The following is a 25,017-nucleotide window of genomic DNA, read 5'->3' as shown; positions in this document are numbered from 1 at the left end:
CCTTTAACCTCAGTTGTTCCACAGTGATTTAATTTCAAAAAGGCCGATTTTTTAATCGGCCTTTTTTTATTTCAGCGAATTAAGTTATTGAACTAAATAGGTTTATCAAAAAGATCAAAAAAACCTAAAGTAAATGGATAACCGGTACGATAACTATAACAAAGGGAAGGTAAACATTACTTCCTCTCTTTAAGACCTATAACAATTAATAAAAGTAATACGTTTATGGTGTTTTAAAGAGTGTTAATTGACTGCTAGGTTTTAGTTATTGTCAGGAGATCAATAGCTTAAAATCATAAAAATTATTTTCATAAAGTTCTAAAGGAAATAGTGAGGTAAGTCGATAAAGAGTTAAGTTTGCTGATTGGGCTGCTGACTGGCGAGAATGAAGCCAGGAGGTAGTGAGAGGTTTGAGGTCTGGAACAACAAACCCGACAGTCAGCAAAAGAGAAGTTTCCTTCTCTGTGTAACAAGCTTCACCGGGAGTGACCCGCTAAAGCGTCAGAATAAAATCCTGACAATTATGTGAAGCACAAGATATGCCAAAATATTTAATTAACTCGCGCAAATAATAAAATCAATAGCGCAAAACTTAAACTGTTAGGAGACCTCTCATGAGTCTATTTGTAAATACTAATGTGTCATCGCTTAATGCGCAGCGCCAGTTGTTTTCAACAGGCAATAACTTAGATACTGCATTTGAACGTTTATCATCTGGTTTTAGAATTAACAGCGCCGCTGATGATGCTGCAGGTCTGCAAATTACTGACCGTATGACCTCGCAAGTTCAAGGCCTAAACCAAGCGGTACGTAATGCAAACGATGCGATTTCATTATCGCAAACTGCTGAAGGCGCAATGCAAGAAACAACGACTGCCTTACAACGAATTCGTACCCTTGCCATCCAATCGCAAAATGGTATTAACTCTTCTGCGGATAGACTTGCGCTTCAAAAAGAAGTGTCGGCACTTCGTACTGAAATTTCACGTATTGCTACCACAACACAGTTTGCTGGCGTAGACGTGCTATCTGGCGCATTTTCAGCTCGCTTCTTAGTTGGCGCCAACGCAGGACAAACCATATCTGTTAACTTGTCGACACAAGCATTGGGCCGCGCAGGCATTGACGGCTTTAGTGCAACAGGTTTGGGGATCACTGGTGGAATTAATGACGTATTAACAGAAACGAATGCATCGGCACTACTTGGGTCAGTGGATAATGCGATATCTGCAATAGGTGGTCTTCGCGCAGACTTGGGTGCGCTTCAAAACCGCTTCCAGTCAACAATCAGAAACTTAAGTAATATTTCTGAGAACGTATCAGCGGCAAGATCACGAATTAAAGATACAGATTTTGCCACCGAAACGGCAGAGTTGAGCCGTAACCAGATTCTTCAACAAGCAAGTACAACTATCCTTGCCCAGGCAAACCAACGTCCACAAGCGGCATTGTCACTACTAGGGTAAGAAGTAAATAAGGCGTTTTAATTGGGAAGGAGTTGAGAGGCCATCCCCTAATGAAGGAATGGCGGCCATTTAAGGCCGCCCCCTTTGATAAAGCGCCGACTAACAGGACTGAGAGTGTAGAAGTGTTGGTTGAGAGGCCAGTTTATCCTACTAAAACCCTGCCAGCCGACTGAAACAGTATTTGCTCAATCTCCTAACGTGAGCAGATTGGCCGAGATTTAATGTCTCGGCCTTTTTTTTATTCTAAGCCGAAACACCCTGCCAAACTAAAATCATTAACTTGAGCAAAATTAATGATTCACAAATACAAATGCACCTTCCATGCCAAGTGTATTCATTTAATATGTCAAACCTACGAATCATTGTTAAACCTAACGATGCCGCATTACCTTCAAAATAAATGTTGTCAGCCAAAATGTGAATCGATTTATCACTAATTGATTAGCATCTGTGTCTATTTAATGGCTAAAAAGACAAAAAGACTTAAAAATAAAAAGATAATTAATTTTTATAAATCAATAGCTTAAATATTCTTTGAATTTATTTGAAAAAAAAATCAAAAAAAATCAAAAAAAAACTAAAGAAGCTAAAGACTTGGCCGATACCTATTGTTGAGGGGTAATGTAATTTACTTTGCAAGAGGAAGTTAGTCGGGAGTAGTGACCCAGCTAATTTGAACTGGAAGGGTTTGATGATAGCACAGGCATCATTGAATCCCTAGGAGGTAATCTAATGTCTTTATTTGTAAATACTAATGTGTCATCAATTAACGCTCAACGTCAGCTTTTTGACGTAAGTGATAAATTGAACACGTCATTTGAGAGATTGTCATCGGGGTTTCGTATCAACAGTGCGGCTGATGATGCTGCTGGTCTTCAAATTTCTGACCGTCTAACGTCCCAAGTTGAAGGTTTGAACCAAGCTGTTCGTAACGCTAACGATGCTATCTCATTATCACAGACTGCTGAAGGTGCGCTAAGCGAAGTAACGTCTAGCTTACAGCGTATTCGTCAATTAGCAGTTCAATCACAAAATGGAATTAACTCTTCAGCTGACCGCTTAGCACTTCAAAAAGAAGTGTCGGCGCTTAGAACTGAAATTTCACGCATTGCGACAGATACGCAGTTCGGAAGTGTAAATTTATTGGATGGAAATTTTTCTGCATCTTTCTTAGTGGGTGCAAACGCGGGCCAAACTATCTCTGTTAATTTATCAAGCGGTAATTTAGGTTCTATCAATGGATTTAGTGCGACTGGATTGGGCATTACTACTAACAGTGTTGCCACAGCTGATGGTGCGTCTTCGCTTCTATCTGACGTAGACGCTGCAATATCAGGTATTGGGGCGGTTCGAGCTGACCTGGGTGCGCTTCAAAACCGTTTCCAATCAACTATTCGTAACCTAAGCAATATCAGTGAGAACTTGTCATCTGCACGTTCTCAGATTCGTGATACAGATTTTGCATCTGAAACTGCAGATCTGACACGTAATCAGATTATTCAGCAGGCATCTATTTCTGTACTAAGTCAAGCAAACCAGCGCCCTCAAACTGCGCTATCTTTGCTTGGATAAGCTATAATTTAATACCTTAGTTGGAATGTAACGGGTGCTTGCTTACTTGCAAGGGCCCGTTTTGTCGTTTCAAAAGGGGGGTGAAATAAGTGGAAATTGTAAATAATCAAACTGGTCAGGCTTTTGCATTAGCTTCTGAGTCAGCACCTGTGTCTAAAGTAGCACCAAACGAGAGCTCAGCGAAAGCGAGCAACGACAGCGAAAACAATAGTGCTGGCCAACAGCAAGCGAACAGTAGTCAAACCAATTCTGCACTAAAAAATGATGTATCTAGTGTACAAAATTTGCCTCAAGGTTCTAATGCTCCGGCCGATAAAGAGTCTGGAATAGAGAATCAAGCTTCGCTAGAGAATGCAGTTCAAGAGGTAGAATCATTCTTGCAAACGCAAAATAGGAATTTGGCGTTTTCTATTGATGACGAAACTAAGCGCTCGGTTGTTACGGTAAAAGATTCTGAGTCTGGTGATGTAATAAGACAAATACCCTCTGAAGAAGTATTAGCGCTTGCTGAACGTATTCAAGATTTGCAGCAAGACGTTGGCGACAGTGTAGGGGTATTTATTAACAATCGCGTCTAGCAACCGTGTTTAACGAGGTAAAGTATGACAATTCAATCATTAGGGGTAGGTTCAGGTTTAGCACTTGACGACCTAGTTCAACAGCTTCTTACTGCTGAACGTCAGCCGAAAGAAGATCGGTTGAATGCAAAAGAAGAACAGATTGAAGCGGAAATCTCAGGCTTAGGTCAGATCAAATCCAAATTTTCTGATTTTAAAGATGCGGTTGATGATCTACGAAGCGATAACGACATTAACGGTCGTGAACCTACGATTACTAATCCTTCTGAAGACGATGATGTACTGTCTGCAGAAGCATCTAATTCGGCCCTTCGTGGCTCGTACGATATTGTGGTTGAGCAATTAGCCCAAGGCAGCCGAATTACTACCGACGATGGTGCGTTTACCGCCAGTTCTGATCCCGTTTTAACGTCGGGAACAGGCTCACTTACGTTTGATGTAGGCGGAAGCGACAGCTTCACGATTGATATTACTGCTGGTACCTCTTTAACCGCGCTCAGAGAAAAAATTAATAACGCAGATGATAACTTCGGTGTAACTGCCAACATTATCGATACCGGCACAGCTGCCGGCCCTCGTTTAGTATTTAGTTCTAGCGAAACGGGTACAGGCAACGATTTGGTGATTACTAATGATAATGGTAACGCGGAGTTAGATAGGCTTTCCACCACTGGTGGTGCAGGTAGCATCGACCCTGCGAACATCGAATCTGCACAAAATGCGATTGCCTATATAGACGGTATCGCGGTTGAAAGTGAATCGAATGAGTTTGAAAATACGATTCAAAACGTGTCTTTTGAAGTTAACGAAATTTCGCCCAAAGACGCTGTTGGCGATTTCCTTTCTACAAAATTAGAGATTGGTTACGACAAAGAAGGCCTCGATAAAAAAATTCGTGATTTCGTAGACAACTATAATAGTTTGATTGACGAAATAGGCGTACTAACAAAATACGGTGAGTCAGAGTTAGAAGATGATGGTGCATTGGCGGGTGATTCGCTACTTCGTGGCATTCAATCAGGCTTAGCCAGCATTGTGGGTGATAGTAACAGCGCATCTGCACTTGGAGGCTTGTTCCAATTAGGTATTGAATTTGATGACGATGGTAAATTAGAAATCGGGACCACTGATTATGGATTGGGGTCAGGTGAAGATCGTCTTGCTGATGCCCTTGAAGATAGCTTTGATGAAATAGCATCGCTATTTACTGATGACGATGAAGGTGTTGCGGTTAGACTTTATGAATTTGCTAATCAATATACCTCATACAGCGGTTTAATTAGCTTACGCGAAACTGCAGCGAAAGATGATAGAGATGATTTGTACGACGAGCGCGAGACGTTGGAACTGAGAATGCTTAGCTATGAAGAAATTCTTCGTGATAAGTATCTAAATTTAGATCAAACTGTCGCTCAGCTAAACCAGACTAGTTCAGCATTACTTGCCTCGCTAGGCTAAGAAGTTTTCGGAGATATTATGGCACTTAAAGGCATAAACGCTTACCGCAAAGGTAACTTAAAACAAGATATAGCATCTGCGGACCCGCATAAGCTGACTCTTATGCTGCTTCAAGGCGCATTAGATCGTATCGCCTACGCCAAAGGTGCAATGGAACGAAAAGAGTTAATTGTTAAAGCTGAGTATATTTCTAAAGCGAGTGCAATCATCATACACCTTCGAGATACGCTTGACGTAGAGGTTGGAGGTGAGGTCGCAGAAAACTTATTTGCACTTTATAACTACATGGTCGAGCGACTCGGTGATGCGCACGTCAATAATGACTTGAAAATGTTAGATGAAGTGTCTAGCCTAATAACTCCTATTCGTGACGCATGGGTGCAGATTCCTGAAGAAGCTAAACAGGAAGCTTACGAAACTCAACGTCAAAAACGTCAAGCTGTGTGAAGCATTCGATACTTAATCACAATAAAACCCCGCTTTTTCTTAAGGTAGTCAATTCCAAGTTGGCTGCCTGTCTCATGTTGAACGGTGAAGAGTTTTCTACAACTGATTTTCAAACACTCATTTCACTCCGCCACAAGGTCGTTACCCGCTTCTTATGCCGTCTTAACTCTGAAGAAAAAAAAGCATTCGCTAAAAAAGAAATATTTATCAATAAAAAGCTCGAAGAGCTGGCGCGTGGTTTGCTTGAGAATGCTAAAGACGACGCCGTCAAATTTTCGAGAGGCCGTACCGCCGTGAAGAAATATAAATAATCATGCTAGATCAAATTCAATTTCACGTTCATCAGGATGAAATACAGCAGCAAGCCGTCGAGCACTCGCTAGCTCGAAATATCAAAGAGAATTACAGGCTAAGTCTTGGTGCATTTGAACGTATTATACCTACACTTGCGAAGCTTGCTAAAGAGAGTGAATCAAGAGTATCTACGCTTTTATGCAATAAATTTAGCGAGTTAAATATTGTAAATTATAACAGCGGGAAGGTGCTCTATGGGATGCACCCAAGATCGGATGTACTGCAACATTTAAAGCAATACACTTCAATTTCTCCATCGATAGACTTACCAAGCAATAACACGATCGAGACGACAGCATTGATCTGTTTCGGTCTAGGACTTGGGTATCATATTGAATATATTATCAACAAAGGTGAGCACAAGCACTTAGTCGTGTACGAGCCTAATATTGATTACTTTATTTGCTCTCTATCTAGCATTAATTGGAGAGATATCCTTAAGCAAGCGAAGGATAAAAACATCGCTTTATATCTTCAAATTGGTTCCGATGTGACCCATTTTTCAAAAGATATGATGGAGCTTTCGCATCACGTAGGAGTGAATAAGTTAGTTTTTTATAAGCATTTAAATTTAAATTTATTTAATAGCTTGGAAGCAAAGCTGAATTCAGGTGAGTGGAGCGAAGTAGAGCGTTGGCTACCGAATAGACAAACAAAATCACTAAACGAAAGCTATCTGCCTCTATGGGCACCTTTGCAGCCTCACTGTGAGTCTGATGACGCACTGCTGGATGAAAACAAAAAAAAGGCTAACCTAACAGCGCTAAAAAAGTACTTCCCCAATCTCTATGAAGAGTTTTCACATTACAGACCGCAAAATTGGCGACCTATTGTGGGCGCAGACGGTGCAGTAAGTGTTGTACATATAGAAACTGGCTCATTGTTCTCGAATTCCCCGAAGGATGATGCTGTAACCAGTTTTAGTGCTTTTACCAAAAAACCAAACAAAGATGGCTTACTACTGAGCTATAAAGGAAAAAAGCTAAAGGGTTATTTGCACTATCAGCTCGTTGAAGCCTGTAACGCAATGATTCAGAATATTACTGAAGTGCAGAGTACGCTCCCTGAAAAGGTGAAATCTCTCATTATGTTCGGTGTTGGCATCGGATACTCTGTAGAAGCATTAATGAAAAATCACGATACAGAGATGCTTTTCATTTGTGAACCCAACAAAGATTTTTTTTACGCGTCACTCTATGCTATCGACTGGTCTGAGATAATTCAGTCGTTCGACGAGGGTAAAAAACGTCTTTACCTCAATATTGGTGATGATGGCTCGAATTTAACTAACGACTTGCTTGTTCAATTTCAGTCGGTTGGCCCCTATGTACTTGCGAACACATTCTTTTATCAAGCTTACATCAACGAAAAACTAACGGATGCCGTTGCGCAGTTGCGCGAACAACTCCTTGTTATAATTGCAATGGGTGATTATTTTGACAACGCGAAGTATGGTATAGCACATACGCGTTGGGCTCTTGAAAGTAATATTCCCTTTCTACTATCAGATGAAAAGCGTCGACTGACGTCTAAATTTCTTGATGTGCCAGTATTTATCGTAGGTAATGGCCCTTCTTTAGACGATTTACTTGAAACGCTAAAAGCTGAATGTTCACGCGCAATTGTTATTTCTTGTGGAACAGCATTATACGCGCTTCACAAAAATGGAATAACACCAGATTTTCATGCAGAGATAGAAACAAACCGCTCAACGTTTGATTGGCTATCTCGCATTGATGATACCAACTATCTTCAAAGTATTACGCTATTAAGTTGCAATGGAATACACCCTGATTCTGCACGCTTATTTGGGAATACATTACTTGCATTTAAACAAGGCGAAGCTTCGACAGTTTCTTTTACTGAAGTATATAAAAAACACCCATTTAAACTACTTAATTTTTCTTATCCAACAGTGCTAAATTTTGCAGCCGATTTAGTTACTACGATAGGCTTTAAAGATGTTTACCTATTTGGTACAGACTTAGGTTTTGTAAGCGATGATTACCATCATTCCAAGTCGTCGGGTTACTATGATAATGAAGGTCAAGAGCTCTACAGCTACGCATCTAATCATCAGATATCACTCGTAGTAAAAGGTAACTTTAAGCCATGGGTGAAAACAAAATATGAATTTAAAGTTTCTAAAAACGTTTTAGAGCAGATATTTGCAAGTAAAAGCTCCTATATTTATAACTTGAGTAATGGTGCTCAGATTAAAGGCGCCGAAGCCCTTTTCGCTGATGACGTGCTCATAGTGTCTACAGCAGAACAAAAACAACAAGCCTTATCAAAGATCTCTAGCGATATTTTTTCGCCAGCCGAAAACGAGGTTTTACTTTCGAAGTTCGATGCTCGCTATGATTTGGAGTTTTTATTCGAAGAACTTACCGTTTTGGAAAAATTGTTGGCAAAACCTATTGTCGCTAAGTCCGATATTGAAGAGCTTGTTAGTGAGCAAAGAGAGTTCATCGTATCTTCTTTACTTCGTAATAAGAGCCTAGTTTTTTACTACTTGAATGGAACCTTTAATTACATTAACAGTATTTTTAGTAACCTACTCAATGTCATGGACGAAGAACTTGTTGTAGAAACTGGAAATAGTCTAAGAGAGACTTGGAAAGGGTTTGCAAGTGACTTTTTAACGCTCTTGGAATATTCTCAGTACGAGCTAGATGCTGTTTCTCCGCATACTAGCCTTAGAAGAAATAAAGTGTTAGCAGAGTTGTGGGACAAGACCCCCTTTTCTGTTCAGCACAGAAACCTTACTTTCGTACCAAAAACACGACTAACAGAACTCGCAACAAAAAATACTAATAATTCTTTACCGGTAGTCATTAATTGGGTAGAAAATGATGAACACTCTACTATTGATGCAGATAACACCTGCAACATAGTAAAGTTGAGAGATATAGACAGTATCGCTCCCCCAAGTAAGGGTATTACATTGCTGTCACTCGGTGAAATCAAAGATGACAAAGTACCCTATCAGAATAATTATCTCACCTTATTCGAAGCTGCTATGGTTGCAATGTCAAGTCGAATTAAGGGAGTGATATTTCTGCAAAAAGTTAGCTTCCATCCTTCGCTAGCACAAGATTATTTCGACAAGTTAATTACTCTTAGTCGTGGGTATTTTTGTTACGCAGGTCCTGACTTCCTTATATTGAACCGAACTACTTTGCAAAGTGACAAACTTCTGCTTCCAACCGGAGATCGCCTAGTTTTTATTCCAAGGCTAAAGAAAAATGATTTCAGGAAAGAATCAATATCTCAGGAAGAGTATATAGGCCGAGTAAAAGGAGTGGATAATTTGCTCGACACTCTATCGGAAGAATAAATGGAAGACAAAAAAGTCACCGCATTGCTTACGACGTACAACGCATCGAGCTGGGTAGAAAGCGCGATTGACTCGGTGTTAGCCCAGACACTTTTGAATTTTGACTTCCTCGTTATTGATGATGGTTCCACAGATAGCACAGTCCAAAAGATACAGCAGTATTCTGATTCAAGAATAATACTGATTACCCATGATGAGAACAAAGGCGTTGGATGTCGTTTGGATGAAGCACTTGATCTAGTCAAAACACCTTACATTGCGAAGGTTGACGCTGATGACATTAGTGTGCCGAACAGATTCGAGACACAACTTGAATTTATAGAGAAACATAATGCCGACATCATTAAATCTCATTTTAGCTATTTTTCTGATAATGAAGATGTTGCCGGCTCTTCACGTTTCACTTCATTTAAAAACGACAAAGAACGTGCAATTAATGGAATTGCGAGTCCTGACGATATAAATGTATTCTTACCGCAATGGCCCTGTTTTCCACATACTACATACTTCGCTAAAACCGATGTCATCAAAAGCGTACGCTATCCTCATCTAAGAATGTTTGAAGACTACGTTCTTTTTTTGAGATTGCATAAGCAAGGCGCTCGGTTCGATTGTGTAGAGAAAACGCTAGTTCATATGCGAGTAAGCGATACATCAACAACCGCAACGCTTTCGCAAAGGAACTTTGATGAAGGGCTTGCTGCTGTTATTAACGAAAAAATCGAACGTTTAACAACGTGTGTTAGCGGTAAAGAAGTTTATGTTTTCGGCTCGGGACAAATGGGGCGCTCATTTTGTAAGCACTCAAGTAAGATAAATATAGAGGTTAGCGGCTTTGTTGAGAGAGAAGAAAGTAATAGCTCTATAATGATCGATGTCGCGACGCATATTCCAGTACTATCTCTTAGTCATTTTTTATCGCGAAAAGCGAATAAAGTGTTGATCATAGCTGCGCAACCGGTGCGCGCTGAGATTACTGCTAAGTTAGCGTCCCTGAATATGAAAGAAGGTCTCGATTTTTTTATTTTAGCCTAATGTTCAAGATGCCTTAGAATTCGTGAGAAAAAAGTGAAATTATCAATAATAACTGCAACCTACAACTGCGATAGCTTTCTTGGAGATTGTTTAGATAGCGTCGCAGCTCAAGACGCCATCGAGAATATTGAACACATTATCGTTGATGGTGGTTCTAGTGATTCTACGCTTTCTGTTGCCGCTCGATATCCTCATGTTAGAAAAATTTACTCTAGTCCAGACAGAGGTATCTATCATGCATTCAATCGCGGTGTTGAAATGGCAGAGGGTGATATTATTTACTTTCTTGGAGCTGACGATACTTTGTACGACACTTCTACATTGTCTAAAGTTTTATCTACCTTCTCTAATGATATGGTTGATTATGTATCGACTCGAGTTCGCTGTTTCGATGAAAAAACAGAGCAAGTTTGGTTCACGCATGCGAGCGAGAGCGAGGGTACCAATGTTTGCCATCAAGGTTTCTTCTGCCGCAAAAGCTTGTTTCAAAAAATCGGTCCTTTCAATGAGTGCTTTAGGCTTTATGCCGATAGTTTTTTTATGAAAACGGCAATACGGCAATTTAATGGAATATGCCTTGATGTCATCTCGGCAAATTTCAGGCAGGGAGGAAGTAGCTCGTTAAGTGCTAATAGATCGACATTGCAATTGGAAGCTAAGGCAGTGTCACTATTATTAGGTGAAAGTGCGCCTAGTACAGAACATCAACTAGATTTAAACGTAATTGACTTAAAAGGGTTATTGGAAAAAATCCTGTGCAAAGAAGATAGCCTTGAGCGATATCACGGTATGTCTGTAGCCATTTTTGGAACTAGACAGCTCTCTGTCATCATAGCGCAAGCATTGCAAAGCGTTGGCGCTAACCTCGAATGTTTCGTCACTTCTGAAGAGCAAAGGTTATTAAATTTAAAGAATATTTCTGTAAAATCATTGTACTCTCTAGAGCGGTTACCAATTGATTTCGTCATAAACTGCATTGAAGGAAAACACGAACATGCCATTGCTGAGGATATTCGGCGTCACGTTAAATGCGCCGAAATTGTAAGCTGGCGAAATTTGTAAACATACATGTAGTTTTAGCGCTATGTTACGAGATGCAGTAGTTATTGAACCGGGAGATAAGATGCTGCAAAAATTTTTAGTATTAGGTGGCGAAGGGTTTGTTGGTCTTCACTTATATAACGAACTTAAATCACGTGGGTTCAATGTAGAGAGAACGGTCCGTAGTGAATTATCGTCCCCTCTATCGGGTGATATTGATGAAAAGCTTCTTGGGAATTGCGAGGAGCCAGACGTTATTTTTCATGTGGCGGGAGGAGCGTCTGTAGTGGCCTCAATCTCTTCGCCATCAGAAGATTTTACTAAAACTTTGCCAAATTTGAATACTCTTCTCAATAAGATGAAAAACGATTGGCGTAAAAGCAAATTGATATATGTATCGAGTGCGGCAGTGTACGGGAGTAATGCAAGTAGTAATACGTCAGTTTCTACTGCTCTAAAGCCTATCTCCCCGTACGGTTTTCACAAGAAATTAGCAGAAGAAATGCTTTCTTTTTATGCCCAGACATACGATTTACAGCTAAAGATTATCAGACCTTTTTCTCTATATGGCCCTGGTTTAAAGAAGCAATTGTTTTGGGATGTACTAAACAAAGCCCGTAGAGGAAATTTTTCTTTTTCTGGCACCGGGAATCAGTTGAGAGACTGGATGTATATCGACGACTTTGTGCGTTTTCTTTTATTTTCTTCTCAAACACAATGGGAACAAAGGCAGCGAATATTCAATGTAGGCACAGGACATCCAATAAGCGTATCTTCTGCAATCACGTCTGTATTGTCAGCAGCTGGGTATGACAATATCCCTAAGTTTATCGCAACAGAAGATAGGAAAGGTGATCCCTGCGATTTAGTTGCAGCTAGAGTTGAATTGAATACCGAATTATTAAATACACTTACCAATTTTGATGAAGGTCTTTTGCGCTACATAACTTGGTTCAACGAGGTGTCAAAATGATAAGGGTCGGGATTCCTGTCGTGATAAAGGGGGATACATGGCTAGGGGGAAGGAATTATTTTTTGAGTTTGTTGGATGTGTTGAATTGTTATGCCCCAGATCACTATCATTTCTTTTGTCTTACAAATAGAAGTGACCTTTTTCCCAATTCTTACTCGAAGAGAGTTGAGGTCATTCAGTGTGACCATTTGACAGCCACCTCCCCAAGAATAAGGAGGCTGAGTAAGTATTTCAAAACAGATATCCGGTTGTCATACTACGCGCGTCAATTGAAGCTTTCAGTGCTAACTCATGCGCCACCTGGCGTTCGATTTACTCCGCCAACACTTTACTGGATGCCTGACTTCCAACACTGTCATTTACCTCACCTCTTTTCTCAGGAGGAATTGAAATCAAGAAATCGTCTTATTTCAATGGCAGCAGAGCGAACGGGACATTTGCTATTAAGCAGCTATGCAGCTGCAGAGGATTTTAGACGTTTTTTCCCCGAATACGAATCAACAGAAACACATGTAGTGCCGTTTTCACCCTATATAACGCCAGAAGATTTTAAACATGTAGAGCGAAGTTTAGCCAATAAGGTTACAGGTAAGTCCGTGGCAAGCTCCGAATATTTCTATTTACCAAATCAATTTTGGACGCATAAAAACCATATTGTAGTGCTAAACGCATTAAAAAACGCTACCACAGACATTAAGGTAATTGCTACTGGGCATACAGAAGATCATCGCAATAGCGAACACTTCAGCAATTTGCTTGAATTCATTGAACAGAATGACCTTCAAAATAAGTTTGTCATTCGAGGGCTCGTCTCTCGAGAAGAGGTTATAGAATTGATGGCTGGCGCAATCGCGGTGATTAACCCTTCATATTTTGAAGGGTGGAGTACAACGGTTGAAGAGGCGAAAGCGTTAGGGAAAAAAATGATACTGTCTGATATACCCGTCCATCGGGAACAATGCCACTCAAGCGCAGTTTATTTTGATCCGGACGATGCAAATGCATTGTCTGCTTTGCTTGAACAAATGTACGCGTCAAAAATAGAGTCTTTAGCCTCAAAATATCGCATAAATAATAAAAATTACGAATTATCGCGCAAACGGTTTGCGAATTCCTACGTTAAAACGTTAGACCGATTATGTGAAGCAATACCTTACAAGGAGTGACTTCTAATGACCAAAGAACAAACAGAAAAAAAAGAACAAGATAAAATAGTTTCTTCACAGGCCAGTGCTATCGGCGGAATGCATAAACGTCTCAATGATCTTTTTGTTTTGCAGGGACGTTCGATTGCTAACCTTAATAAAGAATTGGTTATCGATTCTCTACAAGATGCCGAATTTAAAGTGTTTTCACAATTTGGTGAAGATGGAATTATTCAATATCTGCAGCAGCACGTTATACGAAAAGAAAGCGAAAGAACATTTATCGAGTTTGGTGTTGAAAACTACCTCGAATCTAATACGCGCTTTTTGTTGATGAATAATAATTGGAAAGGCTTGGTCATGGATGGTGATGGGAAGAATATTGAAAGCATTATAAAACAAGACATTTACTGGCGTCATGATTTAACTGCCAAAGCGGCATGGATACATCGGGAAAATATCAACGATTTGATAAAGAGCGAAGGGTTCGAGGGCGAAGTAGGCTTGTTAAGTATCGATGTGGATGGCAATGATTTCTGGATTTGGAAAGCCCTTGAAGTAGTTAACCCCATAATTGTCGTTGTAGAATGGAACAGTTTATTTGGTGCCGAAGCGGCTGTTACTGTGCCATATTCACCTACATTTCAGCGAAGTGAAGCTCATTATTCTAACTTGTATTATGGTGCCTCTATTGCGGCTTTTCACCATCTTGGTGAAGAAAAAGGCTATAAATTGGTAGGTACAAATAGTGCAGGTAATAACTTATTCTTCGTACGAAATGATCGTGTGGGAAATTTAAAGCCTCTCTCCCCAGCTGAATGTTATGTAGAGTCCAAAATTAGAGAATCCCGGGACAAAGAGGGGAAACTGAGTTTTGTATCAGGAACGGATCGCACTAAACTTATAGAAAAGTTACTTGTAGTTGACGTAAGAACGGGGGAAAGTGCCCCTTTAAGTCAGTACTCACAAAGCGAGTAGCTAGCCTAATGGCGTGGAGTAGGTAGATTACTCCAACGCCATCAAAAAATCTATTCGCAAGCACGAAGGAGCTTGGAAAGCTCCTTCGTCGCATCTTCAACAGTGAATGCACTTTGTCGTCCCGTCTTAACACAGTCTATAAAGTGTTCAAGCATAGACAAAAACATGTCATTTCTTTCAAAGTTTTCGTTGGGGAAATCAATTTTCTTTGCGGCATGGTCGATGAAATACAACTCGTTAGCGTGGCAGTCCCAAGAAAACCTACCCTTATTCGTCAATACGGTAAGTGTATGGACTCTAGGTTTTTGAAGGTAATCGATGTGAATATTCGCAGTGATATTTCGCTTAAAGCGAACTTGAATATCGGCAAGATCTTCTACGTTTATACCTAAATAACCGCTTGATTGACTTTGAACCGTTACGTCTTCAATTTCACCTAAAATGAATGCTAAGTAATTAAGAGGGTGTATCTGTGTTCTAACAACACCACCCCCTAGATCTTTTCTTGCACTGTATCCCTGAGTGTAATCTTCCCACGGGTGCCAGTCAGGAAGGTATTCTGACCACTCAGCTCTTGCCCAAATAGCTTCACCATATGACTCATTCTGATTTAACAAATTACGTAGCAACATGATATGGGGGTGAAACCGGAACTGATAAGTTACGAAAGAAATAAGGTTATTTTTTTTAATAAGTTCGTCAAGTTCACCTAAGTTAGCTAGCGTGTGTGAAAGCGGTTTTTCAATATATAGGTGACAGCCTTGTTTTGCAGCCTCTATGGCTGTCTCTACGTGTAATGACGTGGGGTTAGTTATCACGCATACATCAGGTTTCTGGGCTAGCGCAACGCTAAAAGAGTTGAAGACTTTTGACCCATCCATGATTTCCTCTATTTGAGGGTAAGTACTTTTGCCACTGCTGTAAAAGACAATATCGTTGATACCAAGCTTTTTTAAGTTGGTGAAATGGCGAACGCCGATAGAGCCCATACCACAAATTAAAATTTTCATAACATTCTGCTCTGAGCTTCTTTAAAATCAACTTCTGAGTCAATATCTACCATTTCACCGTGCTCTATTATGAGAGGTAAAACTTTATTGCCACTGACTGAGCCTGAAAGAAGCGTACTTGCTTTGACTATTTCAATATCGCCAGTTTGAAATAGTAATGGAGGCAGTTTTTGTCTCGGTAAGTTATAGGGTTCCTTTACAAAAGGTACAAAGCCTTCAATGCTGCCATCCTCTTTTTTACTCCAAATTCTATAAGGGTGCTCTGTAACTGGCGCTACTGAGCGAACGGAGGTTGCAATCGGATCTGCGAGAATTATTTTCACACCCCGCTCAATTAAACCAGGTGGGCGAACAGGCGAGGTAGGTCTTAGCAATATGAGTAAGTCGAAACTTTCTCCATGGTCAAGATAATACTCCAAAGCATGCTTCATAAACTCGTAATCGGGACTGTCATCTCGTGAATATTCAGGTGGCCTTAAAAAAGGAACACTGGCCCCATACTCTACTGCAATCTTGGCGTAATCCTCATTATCTGTTGAAACAATTGTCTTTGAAATCAGAGAACTTTGGTTCGCATATTCAATTGAATAGGCAAGGAGTGGTTTTCCATTAAGGTTTTTAATGTTTTTGTGGGGAAGTGACTTACTTCCTGAGCGAGCTGGGATGACAGCGAGAATTTTAGGCATTACTTTTTCTTAGTAGTAGGTGAACTTCAGATGATTCTTTTTGTTTGTCTATTTCGAGTTGTGCACTGTCCAAGAACGTTAAAAAGCGCTTGCTGAAGTCATCTTTGACATATGAAGAGACCGCATTTTTCTCTAATTTAATATGCAGCTGACGATATAAGTCGACCAAGTCTGTTCCAAACCACCATTGCCCTATAATCTCCAAATTAAATTCGTTGCACATGTAATCTAGCGAATCATTTGTATATAAATGCGTATGTCCTCCATGGAGCTGTCGGTGAAAAACGTTGTCATCAAGCATCTCTAAATACACAGACAAACTGAATGTTGGTACGGAAATAAAAATGTACTCCACACTCGTATTTTCAACAAGGCGCTTCAATGCCAATCGGGGAGATTGTAGGTGCTCTAAGACACCAATCATTGATACTACTTGAGACTTCGTCGTTGCGAGCTTTTCATGTCCATCGTATATTGAGTGGCATGATAGTCTTGGCGTAGAAAAGAGAGTGTTGGCTAAGTCAACTTGGGATTTTGATACATCGGAACCTGTAACATCATTTAACCCCAATTTAAGTAAAGCAGAAACAAAATAACCCGACCCAGCACCATAATCAAAATAAGTATGATCATGAGGATCGATACCAAGAGATTTCAGTGCGGTGAACAAAAACTCTGCTTTGGGTACGTAAATACTTGCAGTTCTATACTCGTACTCACTTTTGTCTTTTGAATTGTAATTTTGCGCATATTCCGAATCATCAACAGCATAGACTGTTTCACAGAATTCGGAAGTATCCTCGTGCGCTCCATTCAAATGAGAACATGTTCGACATATCTTGTAGGGAATAGTATCTTTTGTGAAATCGACTTGGGAGCCTAGTTGAGAGTCGCAATTTTTACACTTATTCCGTTCAGGTTGCGACACATACAAGTGTGCTATTTTTCTCTGCTTTTCCACGTGTGTTTCATTTTCTTCAAAAAACGACTTTTTTTGAAGCAATAGGGCAGAGGCATTCTTTCCAAATTGATTTAACATTGGCAAACTTCTTTTTTTAACTTAGCGATAATTTCGTTCTCGTATGAACTTAGCGATTTTTTTATAGAGCCATACCCATTAGCTATGCCATATATCACTCGAGGGGTTGAAATGTTGTCCACAATAACGTCTCCATCTTCGCCCAAATACCCACCAGAGACAATATTGCAAAGAGGTAACGTTTTTTTTCCGTAGGAAGAGTTCAGTACTTCTCGCATTTTAAGCATTTCATATATAAAGCCTTCTAGAGCCGCTGTAACATCGACCCTATATATTTCTAGCTTATTTTCAATGGCTAATTTAATCGCGTCAGGCGTAATATTATTTTTTCCGAGATCAACGACTAAGGCATCTCTCTTTATCGTCTGGATCACGTCACTGTCAATTATAGGTACGCCATTCGTACATCCGATGACAACATCAGCATTAAATGATGTCGAAAGTAAACTATTGTGAAATGTAATATTAGAAACGGTATTTTCATGTTTTATTAGATTGAGACCATTTGTGATTTGATGACCTACATATGCTTGTTGGCGACAAGTGTGTACGTCAGCTCCACACTCGACAAGCTTGAGAGCCAACTTACTACCAATGTTCCCTACGCCAAGAATAGCAATTTTCTTTCCACTTAAAATGCCCAATCTTTGACTTAGAAATGACCAAGCGCTGTTTACTGTTAAGTCATTAGGTTTAAATTCAAACGTCTCGCTTTTTGATATTTTCTGAAAGCATATTTTTGACAAGTTGCCCGTTTCTACAGGCCCAATCGTATTTCTTTTTAGGTATATACTGTCATTATCAAGTTGTTCTTGCGTATTTATCGAAAGGGGAATTTTCTTTTCTGTATCCACTAATACTATATCGACTGCACCGTCGACAAGCTCAATTATTTGAAGCAGACACTCTTGTTTGAAAATAACACAACCCGCTACCGCGAAGTCTCTCGTCACTCTAAGAGGCGTAAGATATGGATCTTCTTCACCTTTCGAAGTTGTGGCTATGGTAAATATTCGACTGACAGGTTGCGCCGACAAATCTTCGATAAGAGAACTGACTTTTTGTATAAACGAGCTCATGAATGCCTCCTAAGAACTGATAAGATCCCATGTAATAGGTGTATCTACTGGAATGTCACTTTTGGTAACACAACCCACTACTAAGTCTTCATACTTTGCGTACAAGCCATAGGCTGGCCCTTTATAAGTGATGTGCTCTGTTCTTATTGTTGTACCTTTTGGTATATCGACACTTGAATACATGGTTTTTCGAAAGCGAATGAGTGTACTGACCTCATTGGTAGAGGGTTGCTTTATCCCGTCTCCTAAACTTTCTTCAATTTGTCTGATACTAAATATCATATTCTTTAATTCGTTGGGTTCTAGAGAAAGCACATGGTCCGGACCTTCCATTTTTTTATCCATTGTAAAATGCTTTTCTATCACGTCAGCTCCTCGACTGACTGCTGCAAGGCTCACAACATCACCAATGACATGATCTGATAAACCGACAGGCAAAAGGTTGAATGCTTGTTTCATTGTATCAATCGCGCGAATATTCATAGATGCGGGTGGGCAAGGGTAGGAGGAGGTACATTGAAGCAATATAACTTGTCGATTTCCGGTATAGGAAACAATACGAAGGGCATCTTCGACCTCAGAAAGCAATGCCATACCTGTTGATAGGATAATGGGTTTACCTGTCAGCGCCACTTTCTCAATTAGACGTAAATTGACCAAGTCAAAGGAGGCTATTTTATAACAATCTACCCCTAGCTCTTCAAGTTCATCGACGCTTTCAATATCAAAAGGAGCTGAGAATAGGGTGATGCCTTTCGCCTTAGCGTAACTAAATAACTCTTTTGTTTGCGCTACAGATAATTCGTTTTTCTTAAACATCTCATAGTCAGTTTCTTGGGTACTTAACACTTTTTCAACGTAGCGAGATGTTTTTCCTTCAGAAGCAACGCGAAGATGACTTTTGTAGCTTTGTAATTTTACAGCATTTGCACCAGCGCTAACCGCTTCATCAATCAATTTTTTTGCGATGTGCATACTTCCATTATGATTTAAGCCGATTTCTGCTATTACATATGCGGGCTCTCCCTCCCCAACAAAGCTATTTCCTAATAAAAAACGCTTCTCAAAATCAAGTCTCGGCGCGGCTTTGTCTATTTTATTGATTTTAAATGTCGAGCTGGTTAAAATTTCCGCTAAATCAATGGCTTTACTGAACAGAACTTGAAGATCTGAATATGCGTATTCTGCGAGGCTTCCAAGCGTGTATAAATTCTCAATAGCATCTATGCTGGCTTTTGTTTTAGCGAGTTCATTCTCGTAGCCAAGGAAAAACATGGGATAGACTTCAGGAAGTTTGACTATCTTTGCATCTACAATAAGTGAACGATCAGAAATCAAATTAAGTGAAAGAAACTGATGTTTTACTTTTTCTACTAATAACTCTGGCTCCATTATGTCTATCTGATCATTTTTGCTATATGTAATTTCAAAGCAAAGAATTGTTGAGTTTGATTCGGGCCTTTTTACGAAAGAGTTTTGGTCAGAAATTCTGTTGAAATAGATATCTGGATCATCAATGTAAACGAAGTCTACACCATCGGGGAAAACATCAGCCGTTTCAACGGCTAGGTAAATTAAGGTGACGCCTCGGTATTGTAAATTTGTTGTCTGGCCCAAAAATTCACATGCTGTACAATATGAAGTTGTATTGATGACAACATCATTGCTAGCAACGCTAATATTGCTTTTATCTGTAGATATAACACTAATTCTTTGGTTGCTTAATAATACCCGCTCAATCGTCTCATTTAGTCGAATTACACCGCCTAGTTCGAGGACTTTTTCTTTGAGGCTTTCTAAAATAGTGCCGCTGCCTTGATTCCCTACAGCACTCCATTGCCCCTCAAAAAACGGTCCAGCTTTATCTCTAATTTTTATCCGTTTCGGAGCCCAATTCGCATCTAGTTCCTTCACAGACATGCCCCAAAGTTTCTCTGGGTACTTAATGAAAAACATTTCTTGGAGCGTCTCTCCCGCTAGTGCTCTTATATATTCATAATAGTTGTTAGCGCTAGCTACCTTATCGGCATCGACATTTTCTAGTTCGTACTTAATTTTGCTTTGTATCTCATCAGGAAGACTGTCAATGAATTGTCTATTGACAGGGTAGTCAAAAAACGTGTTGTCTTTTAAGTTCTTCGACCAGTGATGTCGCTCGTAAAAAAGCTCAGGAAATTCTTCCTTCCAATAATCTTCGATGTCTTGATCTGGGGTATGATAGATATGAGGGCCTAAATCTATTTGTCGACCATGCCAAGAAAGGCTTTTAGCCAAGCCACCTACCGTCTCTGACTTTTCTATAAGAACTACGGTTTGGCCTTTTTTTAGCAATTCATAGGCGAGACTGAGGCCGGTTACTCCAGCTCCTAAAATATAATGATGATTTACCATGCAGTAAATCCTCCATCTACAACAATATTTTGTCCATTGGTATAGCTATTGTTTTCATCAAGCAAAAAGCGCATGGCAGCATCAAAATCAGCAGGGCGAGCCATCCTTCCAGAGGGCGTTTTGGAATTATAGTTATCAATAAAATCGTCGGTTTGATGGTTGAAAACGCCACCTGGCGATATACAGTTAGTCTGAATATTATACTTCCCGAAATGCGCAGCCATATATTTAGATAGCTGAATAACCCCTGCTTTTGTAACTGAATAAACCTCTGAGTTATTGCGTTTGCTTTGCCCGTAAATTCGTTCATCACTGCTCACAACACCATAGATGGAACCAATATTTACAATTTTTCCAATTTGATTGTTTTTCATGATTTTTACGGCGCCTTGGGCCATGAGAAAAGTCCCGAGTAAATTAACCTCTACAACAGACATAAACTCTTCTGCTGTCCTTTCTTCAAATGGAGTAAACACGGCAGTACCCGCATTGTTAATAAGGCCATAAATATCCTTTAGCTCGCTATAGAAATCATTGACATCTTGGCTATTGGTAATATCAAGCTTAACTAAGTTTAATTCTTTAGTAGCTGTTAAATTATCAATATTCTTGTCAACAGCGATAACCTGAAAGCCTTGTTTTACTAGCATGCTAGCGAAGCTCTGTCCTAGTTGACCATTGGCACCGGTTAATATGACTTTTTTCAATTGAAATTCCTGTTGCTCTATACAAGTATAAACTTGGTAATTATCTTATTTATCCGCTGCAGTGGAAGAAACTTTAGCTGAATGCGAAGAGAGTTAAGATTTGTATGGTGGCATTTTTTTATCAGTGATGTGCAATTAGATTGGACTGTATGCGTCTTCAAGGCGATGGTGTCAAATCATTATATGCCTGATTGTTTTTAATTAAATCAAAGGTATTACAAAAAGTAAAAACGCTTCAATCTGACGACCAAATTTCTATGTCGGGGCGCATTGTATAAATATTTTCACGAATTTCTCTTTGATGAGTAAAAGAAGCGATCAAAATTAAAGAGGCGCCCGTGGTCGAAATGTCTTGAGGGTCACATACTTTAATTCCGTTGAGCTCTTTTAAGCTTTCAAAGTTCTGATCAAATATACAATGCGGCCTATGACCGTTAGCAACTAGCAGGTTAAGTATCAAAGAACCTACTTTCCCGCCTCCGTAAAGTGCAAAGCTTCTACCTCCGACCGTGTTGAAGACTTCAACTAAACTGTCGAGTAAACGCTCTTTCGATTTACATTTAACAATATCATTGTATCTTTTAGCACTGTTAAGTTGAAAAGCCGCATTATTCCACCCAAGTAACTCCGCTATTTCATGTGAAGGTTTTTTGTGAGATTGCCCCAATTCTTTTTGGGCCCACTCAGTATGAAAACTCGCTTCTTTGGGGTGTTGGCAAAATATAAAAGGCATCGCCTCTCTAACCGGCTTCTCTGTTGAACGTTCTACAATATAGTCCCATAGTTCTGGGTTTGCTTGAGCTTGTGGATCATTTTCATAGTTAAACTGGGTAAGGTCACAGAACGTACCATAAAACGAAACCTTAGCGCCGCAATACGCCGCATAGGGAATATGAGATCCGACAATGTTAGATGTAACGTACTCGAAACTTGAAAATAACTTCTGTAGCCTTACCAACGCGTTCGATTGATGTGCGCTGGCACCAATAATCATGGGGTAGTTATATTTCTTTATGAGTTCAGGCCAGACTCCACGTTCATAGCAAGAGTGGTGCACACAAAAAACAACCGCATCAAATTCGTCGCGTATGTTTTCAATCTCTAATATATAGCTTTCTTCGTTACCAACAGCGGGTACATAAGGCAAAGTATGTGGCGGCATGACCAGTAACGTATTCGGAACTCTTAGAGACTCATCGATTGCATCGGCATAAATAAATGGCATACCTACAGCTGTTGAATCAATGTTAAAAGATTTAAGAAAGTCGACATGCTCCTGCTGAGCTAATAAGTACTGTGACTCTTGCTGCCCCCAGACGGTGAGTTGTGAGATGAACTTAGCTCGGTAGTACATCCAACCGTGACGCCATCCACTATCACTGAAAGGAGCATGAGGTAAACCAAGCTGATGAGCAATATTCGTTGAGGCACCATAATAATCAGCTTCCACAAATAGGGGGGGATCGTCATAATATTGGGGCGGAGGTATTTTTGCTAATATCGCCCTTGCGACGTCATTACTCTTCATATGTTTCTAACTATTGTTTGGTTAAATACTAAATTTTCTTGGTGGTAGACTAAAAAGAGTGGAACAAACACTATCAACAGCTAAATGAATCATTTAGCTGGTGGCAATACCAATCCCAAACTTGTTGAAGGCCTTCTTCTAAGCTATGTGAGGCTTGCCATTTTAGCCCGTTAATTTTCTCTACGTTTAGGCGCTTCACGGGTGTTCCTTCAGGTTTAGTCTCGTCAAATTTTAGACTTCCTTTGAAATTCGAGATTCGTTGAATCATTTCAGCTAATGTTCTTATTGAGCAATCAGTACCTGTTCCAACATTGATGTGGGAACAATGAGTATCAAGGCTATCCCAGAACGTGAGTTCATCTTGATTCATCAAATGTTGACATGCCTCAGCCAAATCATCTACGTGAAGAAACTCTCTCCTTACTTTTCCGCTACCCCAAATCTCAACATAGGGAGCATCATCGCGTATTGCTTGGTAAAATTTATGAAACAACGCTGGAATAACGTGACCATTTTGAGGGTGAAAGTTATCGTACGGTCCGTACAAATTTGTAGGCATAACACTACGATAATCTCTACCATATTGCCGCCGGTAGCTTTCACAAAGCTTGATACCTGCAATTTTTGCCACTGCATAAGCTTCATTGGTGGATTCTAATTGCCCTGTTAACAGCGCGTCCTCACGTATAGGCTGGCTTGCAAACTTGGGGTATATACAACTTGAACCAAGGAACAATAGTTTTTGCACATTATTCAGATGAGCAGAATGAATTACGTTTGTCTGAATCATTAAGTTTTGATAAATGAACTCACCTGAAAAGGCATTGTTAGCATGTATGCCTCCAACTCGCGCTGCCGCAAGGTAAACTTCGTCAATTTGATTATTTTCGAAAAATGAAATAACGCTTTCTTGATGAGTGAGATCTAGCTCATCCTTACTTGCAGTAACAATGGTTGCACCATCCATACTATCTAGCTTTCTGCAAAGTGCGCGCCCTACCATACCTCGGTGACCCGCGACGAAGATATTTTTAGAGACCATTTCTATTCTTCTCTCAATGCGTCGAAGTGAAAACCATTCAGCTTTAAGAATGCTTGGCGCTTTGCTTCAGTCAAATCGTGCTGCGTCATTTCTTTGCATAGTGTGTATGCGTCAATTTCTGGTTTCCAACCAAGCTTTGTTCGCGCTTTACTGGCATCACCAAGCAAGGTTTCAACCTCTGCGGGTCTAAAGTACTTAGGGTTAATTCGCATGATGATGTCACCCACTTTCACTGCTGGTGCATCTTCGCCATTAACATTAGTTACTATAGCAATTTCGTCTATACCTTCGCCTCTAAACGCTATTTCAATACCAAGTTCATTGGCGGTCCACTGAATAAAATCACGCACTGTATACTGGTGCCCTGTGGCAATCACAAAATCTTCTGGTTGGGATTGCTGTAACATGAGCCATTGCATATACACGTAGTCTTTAGCATGTCCCCAATCTCGAAGCGCGTCGATATTTCCCATATGAAGACATGACTCTAGACCTTGTGCAATGTTAGCTAAGCCTCTGGTAATTTTTCGGGTAACGAAAGTTTCCCCCCGTCTTGGTGATTCATGATTAAACAAAATTCCGTTGCAGGCATATATACCGTACGATTCTCTATAATTCACTGTTATCCAATAAGCATACAGTTTAGCGACCGCATAGGGAGAGCGTGGATAAAACGGTGTACTTTCTTTTTGAGGTGATTCTTGTACTAACCCGTATAGCTCAGAGGTAGATGCTTGATAAAAGCGCGTCTTTTTTTCTAAGCCCAAAAGCCTTATAGCCTCTAGTATTCTTAAGGCACCCAGAGCATCAACGTCGGCTGTGTATTCTGGTGATTCAAAGCTAACCGCGACATGACTTTGAGCGCCTAGGTTATAAATTTCATCTGGTTGAATTTGTTGAATGAGTCGGACAAGATTGGAGCTATCGCTTAAATCGCCATAATGTAAGATGAAATCTCTATTTTGTTTTTGAGGTCCTTGGTAAATATGGTCTATTCGTTGAGTATTAAAAAGCGATGAACGGCGTTTGATTCCATGTACTTTATAGCCTTTTTCAAGTAACAACTCTGCGAGGTAGGAGCCGTCTTGACCCGTTATGCCTGTGATAAACGCTACCTTTTGCAAGTTCATCCTTTCACCTTATTAAAA

At 40.0% G+C, this 25,017-nt stretch carries 21 protein-coding genes; 12 read left to right on the top strand and 9 right to left on the bottom strand.

Annotation, left to right across the window (positions count from 1 at the left end):
- Positions 1 to 614: 614 nt before the first annotated feature.
- The 12 genes from AAC006_RS02695 (at position 615) to AAC006_RS02640 (ending at position 14,387) form a co-directional block, all read left to right on the top strand.
- Positions 615 to 1,466: a flagellin gene (locus AAC006_RS02695; RefSeq protein ID WP_126872007.1), complete on the top strand. Its 852-nt coding sequence runs from the start codon at positions 615 to 617 to the stop codon at positions 1,464 to 1,466.
- A 732-nt stretch (positions 1,467 to 2,198) separates the two neighbouring features.
- On the top strand, positions 2,199 to 3,038 hold the full coding sequence (locus tag AAC006_RS02690) for a flagellin (protein ID WP_126872006.1): 840 nt from the start codon (positions 2,199 to 2,201) through the stop codon (positions 3,036 to 3,038).
- A gap of 89 nt (positions 3,039 to 3,127) precedes the next feature.
- Positions 3,128 to 3,616, top strand: a complete 489-nt coding sequence (locus AAC006_RS02685; RefSeq protein WP_126872005.1) for a flagellar protein FlaG — start codon at positions 3,128 to 3,130, stop codon at positions 3,614 to 3,616.
- A gap of 24 nt (positions 3,617 to 3,640) precedes the next feature.
- Positions 3,641 to 5,074, top strand: a complete 1,434-nt coding sequence (fliD, locus tag AAC006_RS02680; RefSeq protein ID WP_126872004.1) for a flagellar filament capping protein FliD — start codon at positions 3,641 to 3,643, stop codon at positions 5,072 to 5,074.
- Positions 5,075 to 5,092: 18 nt separating this feature from the next.
- Positions 5,093 to 5,521, top strand: coding sequence for a flagellar export chaperone FliS (gene fliS / locus AAC006_RS02675; protein ID WP_126872003.1), 429 nt, complete (start codon positions 5,093 to 5,095; stop codon positions 5,519 to 5,521).
- Positions 5,522 to 5,595: 74 nt separating this feature from the next.
- On the top strand, positions 5,596 to 5,832 hold the full coding sequence (locus AAC006_RS02670) for a hypothetical protein (RefSeq protein ID WP_260563423.1): 237 nt from the start codon (positions 5,596 to 5,598) through the stop codon (positions 5,830 to 5,832).
- Between the two features lie 2 nt (positions 5,833 to 5,834).
- A complete protein-coding gene (locus AAC006_RS02665) occupies positions 5,835 to 9,215 on the top strand; it encodes a 6-hydroxymethylpterin diphosphokinase MptE-like protein (protein ID WP_339890614.1) in 3,381 nt (1,126 codons plus the stop codon).
- Positions 9,216 to 10,250 carry a glycosyltransferase gene (locus AAC006_RS02660; protein ID WP_126872000.1) on the top strand — a complete coding sequence of 345 codons (1,035 nt, stop codon included), beginning with the start codon at positions 9,216 to 9,218 and terminating at the stop codon, positions 10,248 to 10,250.
- A 33-nt stretch (positions 10,251 to 10,283) separates the two neighbouring features.
- A complete protein-coding gene (locus AAC006_RS02655) occupies positions 10,284 to 11,312 on the top strand; it encodes a glycosyltransferase family 2 protein (protein WP_126871999.1) in 1,029 nt (342 codons plus the stop codon).
- A 22-nt stretch (positions 11,313 to 11,334) separates the two neighbouring features.
- Positions 11,335 to 12,264, top strand: coding sequence for an SDR family oxidoreductase (locus AAC006_RS02650; RefSeq protein ID WP_126871998.1), 930 nt, complete (start codon positions 11,335 to 11,337; stop codon positions 12,262 to 12,264).
- Between the two features lie 386 nt (positions 12,265 to 12,650).
- Positions 12,651 to 13,430: a glycosyltransferase gene (locus AAC006_RS02645; protein WP_185864139.1), complete on the top strand. Its 780-nt coding sequence runs from the start codon at positions 12,651 to 12,653 to the stop codon at positions 13,428 to 13,430.
- Between the two features lie 6 nt (positions 13,431 to 13,436).
- The gene (locus AAC006_RS02640; protein ID WP_126871996.1) at positions 13,437 to 14,387 is read left to right on the top strand and encodes a hypothetical protein; all 951 of its coding nucleotides are present in this window, start codon (positions 13,437 to 13,439) and stop codon (positions 14,385 to 14,387) included.
- Between the two features lie 50 nt (positions 14,388 to 14,437).
- Here AAC006_RS02640 and AAC006_RS02635 read toward each other — a convergent pair whose 3' ends face one another.
- From AAC006_RS02635 to gmd, 9 genes are all read right to left on the bottom strand, one after another.
- Complete coding sequence (locus AAC006_RS02635) at positions 14,438 to 15,397, bottom strand: Gfo/Idh/MocA family oxidoreductase (RefSeq protein WP_126871995.1); 960 nt, start codon at positions 15,395 to 15,397, stop codon at positions 14,438 to 14,440.
- The gene (locus AAC006_RS02630) at positions 15,394 to 16,083 is read right to left on the bottom strand and encodes an acylneuraminate cytidylyltransferase family protein (RefSeq protein ID WP_126871994.1); all 690 of its coding nucleotides are present in this window, start codon (positions 16,081 to 16,083) and stop codon (positions 15,394 to 15,396) included. Before AAC006_RS02630 ends, AAC006_RS02635 begins: the two co-directional genes overlap by 4 nt.
- Positions 16,076 to 17,122 carry a class I SAM-dependent methyltransferase gene (locus tag AAC006_RS02625; RefSeq protein ID WP_126871993.1) on the bottom strand — a complete coding sequence of 349 codons (1,047 nt, stop codon included), beginning with the start codon at positions 17,120 to 17,122 and terminating at the stop codon, positions 16,076 to 16,078. The genes AAC006_RS02630 and AAC006_RS02625 overlap by 8 nt, the downstream gene beginning before the upstream one ends.
- Complete coding sequence (locus AAC006_RS02620; RefSeq protein WP_126871992.1) at positions 17,116 to 18,201, bottom strand: hypothetical protein; 1,086 nt, start codon at positions 18,199 to 18,201, stop codon at positions 17,116 to 17,118. Before AAC006_RS02620 ends, AAC006_RS02625 begins: the two co-directional genes overlap by 7 nt.
- Positions 18,202 to 18,210: 9 nt before the next feature.
- The gene (locus AAC006_RS02615) at positions 18,211 to 20,592 is read right to left on the bottom strand and encodes an FAD-dependent oxidoreductase (RefSeq protein ID WP_126871991.1); all 2,382 of its coding nucleotides are present in this window, start codon (positions 20,590 to 20,592) and stop codon (positions 18,211 to 18,213) included.
- Entirely contained in the window at positions 20,586 to 21,299 is a 714-nt protein-coding gene (locus AAC006_RS02610) for an SDR family oxidoreductase (RefSeq protein WP_185864138.1), read from the bottom strand. The genes AAC006_RS02615 and AAC006_RS02610 overlap by 7 nt, the downstream gene beginning before the upstream one ends.
- 235 nt (positions 21,300 to 21,534) lie before the next feature.
- Positions 21,535 to 22,827 carry a hypothetical protein gene (locus AAC006_RS02605; RefSeq protein WP_126871989.1) on the bottom strand — a complete coding sequence of 431 codons (1,293 nt, stop codon included), beginning with the start codon at positions 22,825 to 22,827 and terminating at the stop codon, positions 21,535 to 21,537.
- Between the two features lie 73 nt (positions 22,828 to 22,900).
- The gene (locus AAC006_RS02600) at positions 22,901 to 23,869 is read right to left on the bottom strand and encodes a GDP-L-fucose synthase (RefSeq protein WP_126871988.1); all 969 of its coding nucleotides are present in this window, start codon (positions 23,867 to 23,869) and stop codon (positions 22,901 to 22,903) included.
- Between the two features lie 2 nt (positions 23,870 to 23,871).
- On the bottom strand, positions 23,872 to 24,999 hold the full coding sequence (gene gmd / locus AAC006_RS02595) for a GDP-mannose 4,6-dehydratase (protein WP_126871987.1): 1,128 nt from the start codon (positions 24,997 to 24,999) through the stop codon (positions 23,872 to 23,874).
- Positions 25,000 to 25,017: the final 18 nt, after the last annotated feature.

It is taken from the genome of uncultured Alteromonas sp. (assembly GCF_963976965.1).
GTDB classification, from domain to species: domain Bacteria; phylum Pseudomonadota; class Gammaproteobacteria; order Enterobacterales; family Alteromonadaceae; genus Alteromonas; species Alteromonas naphthalenivorans.
This window is presented reverse-complemented; position numbering and strand designations above follow the sequence as displayed.

Coding starts and splice junctions, on each gene's coding strand:
- AAC006_RS02620 (WP_126871992.1), bottom strand. CDS start 18,201: ATGAGCTCGTTTATACAAAAAGTCAGTTCTCTTATCGAAGATTTGTCG.
- AAC006_RS02690 (WP_126872006.1), top strand. CDS start 2,199: ATGTCTTTATTTGTAAATACTAATGTGTCATCAATTAACGCTCAACGT.
- AAC006_RS02640 (WP_126871996.1), top strand. CDS start 13,437: ATGACCAAAGAACAAACAGAAAAAAAAGAACAAGATAAAATAGTTTCT.
- AAC006_RS02670 (WP_260563423.1), top strand. CDS start 5,596: ATGTTGAACGGTGAAGAGTTTTCTACAACTGATTTTCAAACACTCATT.
- AAC006_RS02615 (WP_126871991.1), bottom strand. CDS start 20,592: ATGGTAAATCATCATTATATTTTAGGAGCTGGAGTAACCGGCCTCAGT.
- AAC006_RS02665 (WP_339890614.1), top strand. CDS start 5,835: ATGCTAGATCAAATTCAATTTCACGTTCATCAGGATGAAATACAGCAG.
- AAC006_RS02600 (WP_126871988.1), bottom strand. CDS start 23,869: ATGGTCTCTAAAAATATCTTCGTCGCGGGTCACCGAGGTATGGTAGGG.
- AAC006_RS02625 (WP_126871993.1), bottom strand. CDS start 17,122: ATGTTAAATCAATTTGGAAAGAATGCCTCTGCCCTATTGCTTCAAAAA.
- AAC006_RS02660 (WP_126872000.1), top strand. CDS start 9,216: ATGGAAGACAAAAAAGTCACCGCATTGCTTACGACGTACAACGCATCG.
- gmd (WP_126871987.1), bottom strand. CDS start 24,999: ATGAACTTGCAAAAGGTAGCGTTTATCACAGGCATAACGGGTCAAGAC.
- fliD (WP_126872004.1), top strand. CDS start 3,641: ATGACAATTCAATCATTAGGGGTAGGTTCAGGTTTAGCACTTGACGAC.
- AAC006_RS02605 (WP_126871989.1), bottom strand. CDS start 22,827: ATGAAGAGTAATGACGTCGCAAGGGCGATATTAGCAAAAATACCTCCG.
- AAC006_RS02695 (WP_126872007.1), top strand. CDS start 615: ATGAGTCTATTTGTAAATACTAATGTGTCATCGCTTAATGCGCAGCGC.
- AAC006_RS02630 (WP_126871994.1), bottom strand. CDS start 16,083: ATGCCTAAAATTCTCGCTGTCATCCCAGCTCGCTCAGGAAGTAAGTCA.
- fliS (WP_126872003.1), top strand. CDS start 5,093: ATGGCACTTAAAGGCATAAACGCTTACCGCAAAGGTAACTTAAAACAA.
- AAC006_RS02635 (WP_126871995.1), bottom strand. CDS start 15,397: ATGAAAATTTTAATTTGTGGTATGGGCTCTATCGGCGTTCGCCATTTC.
- AAC006_RS02650 (WP_126871998.1), top strand. CDS start 11,335: ATGTTACGAGATGCAGTAGTTATTGAACCGGGAGATAAGATGCTGCAA.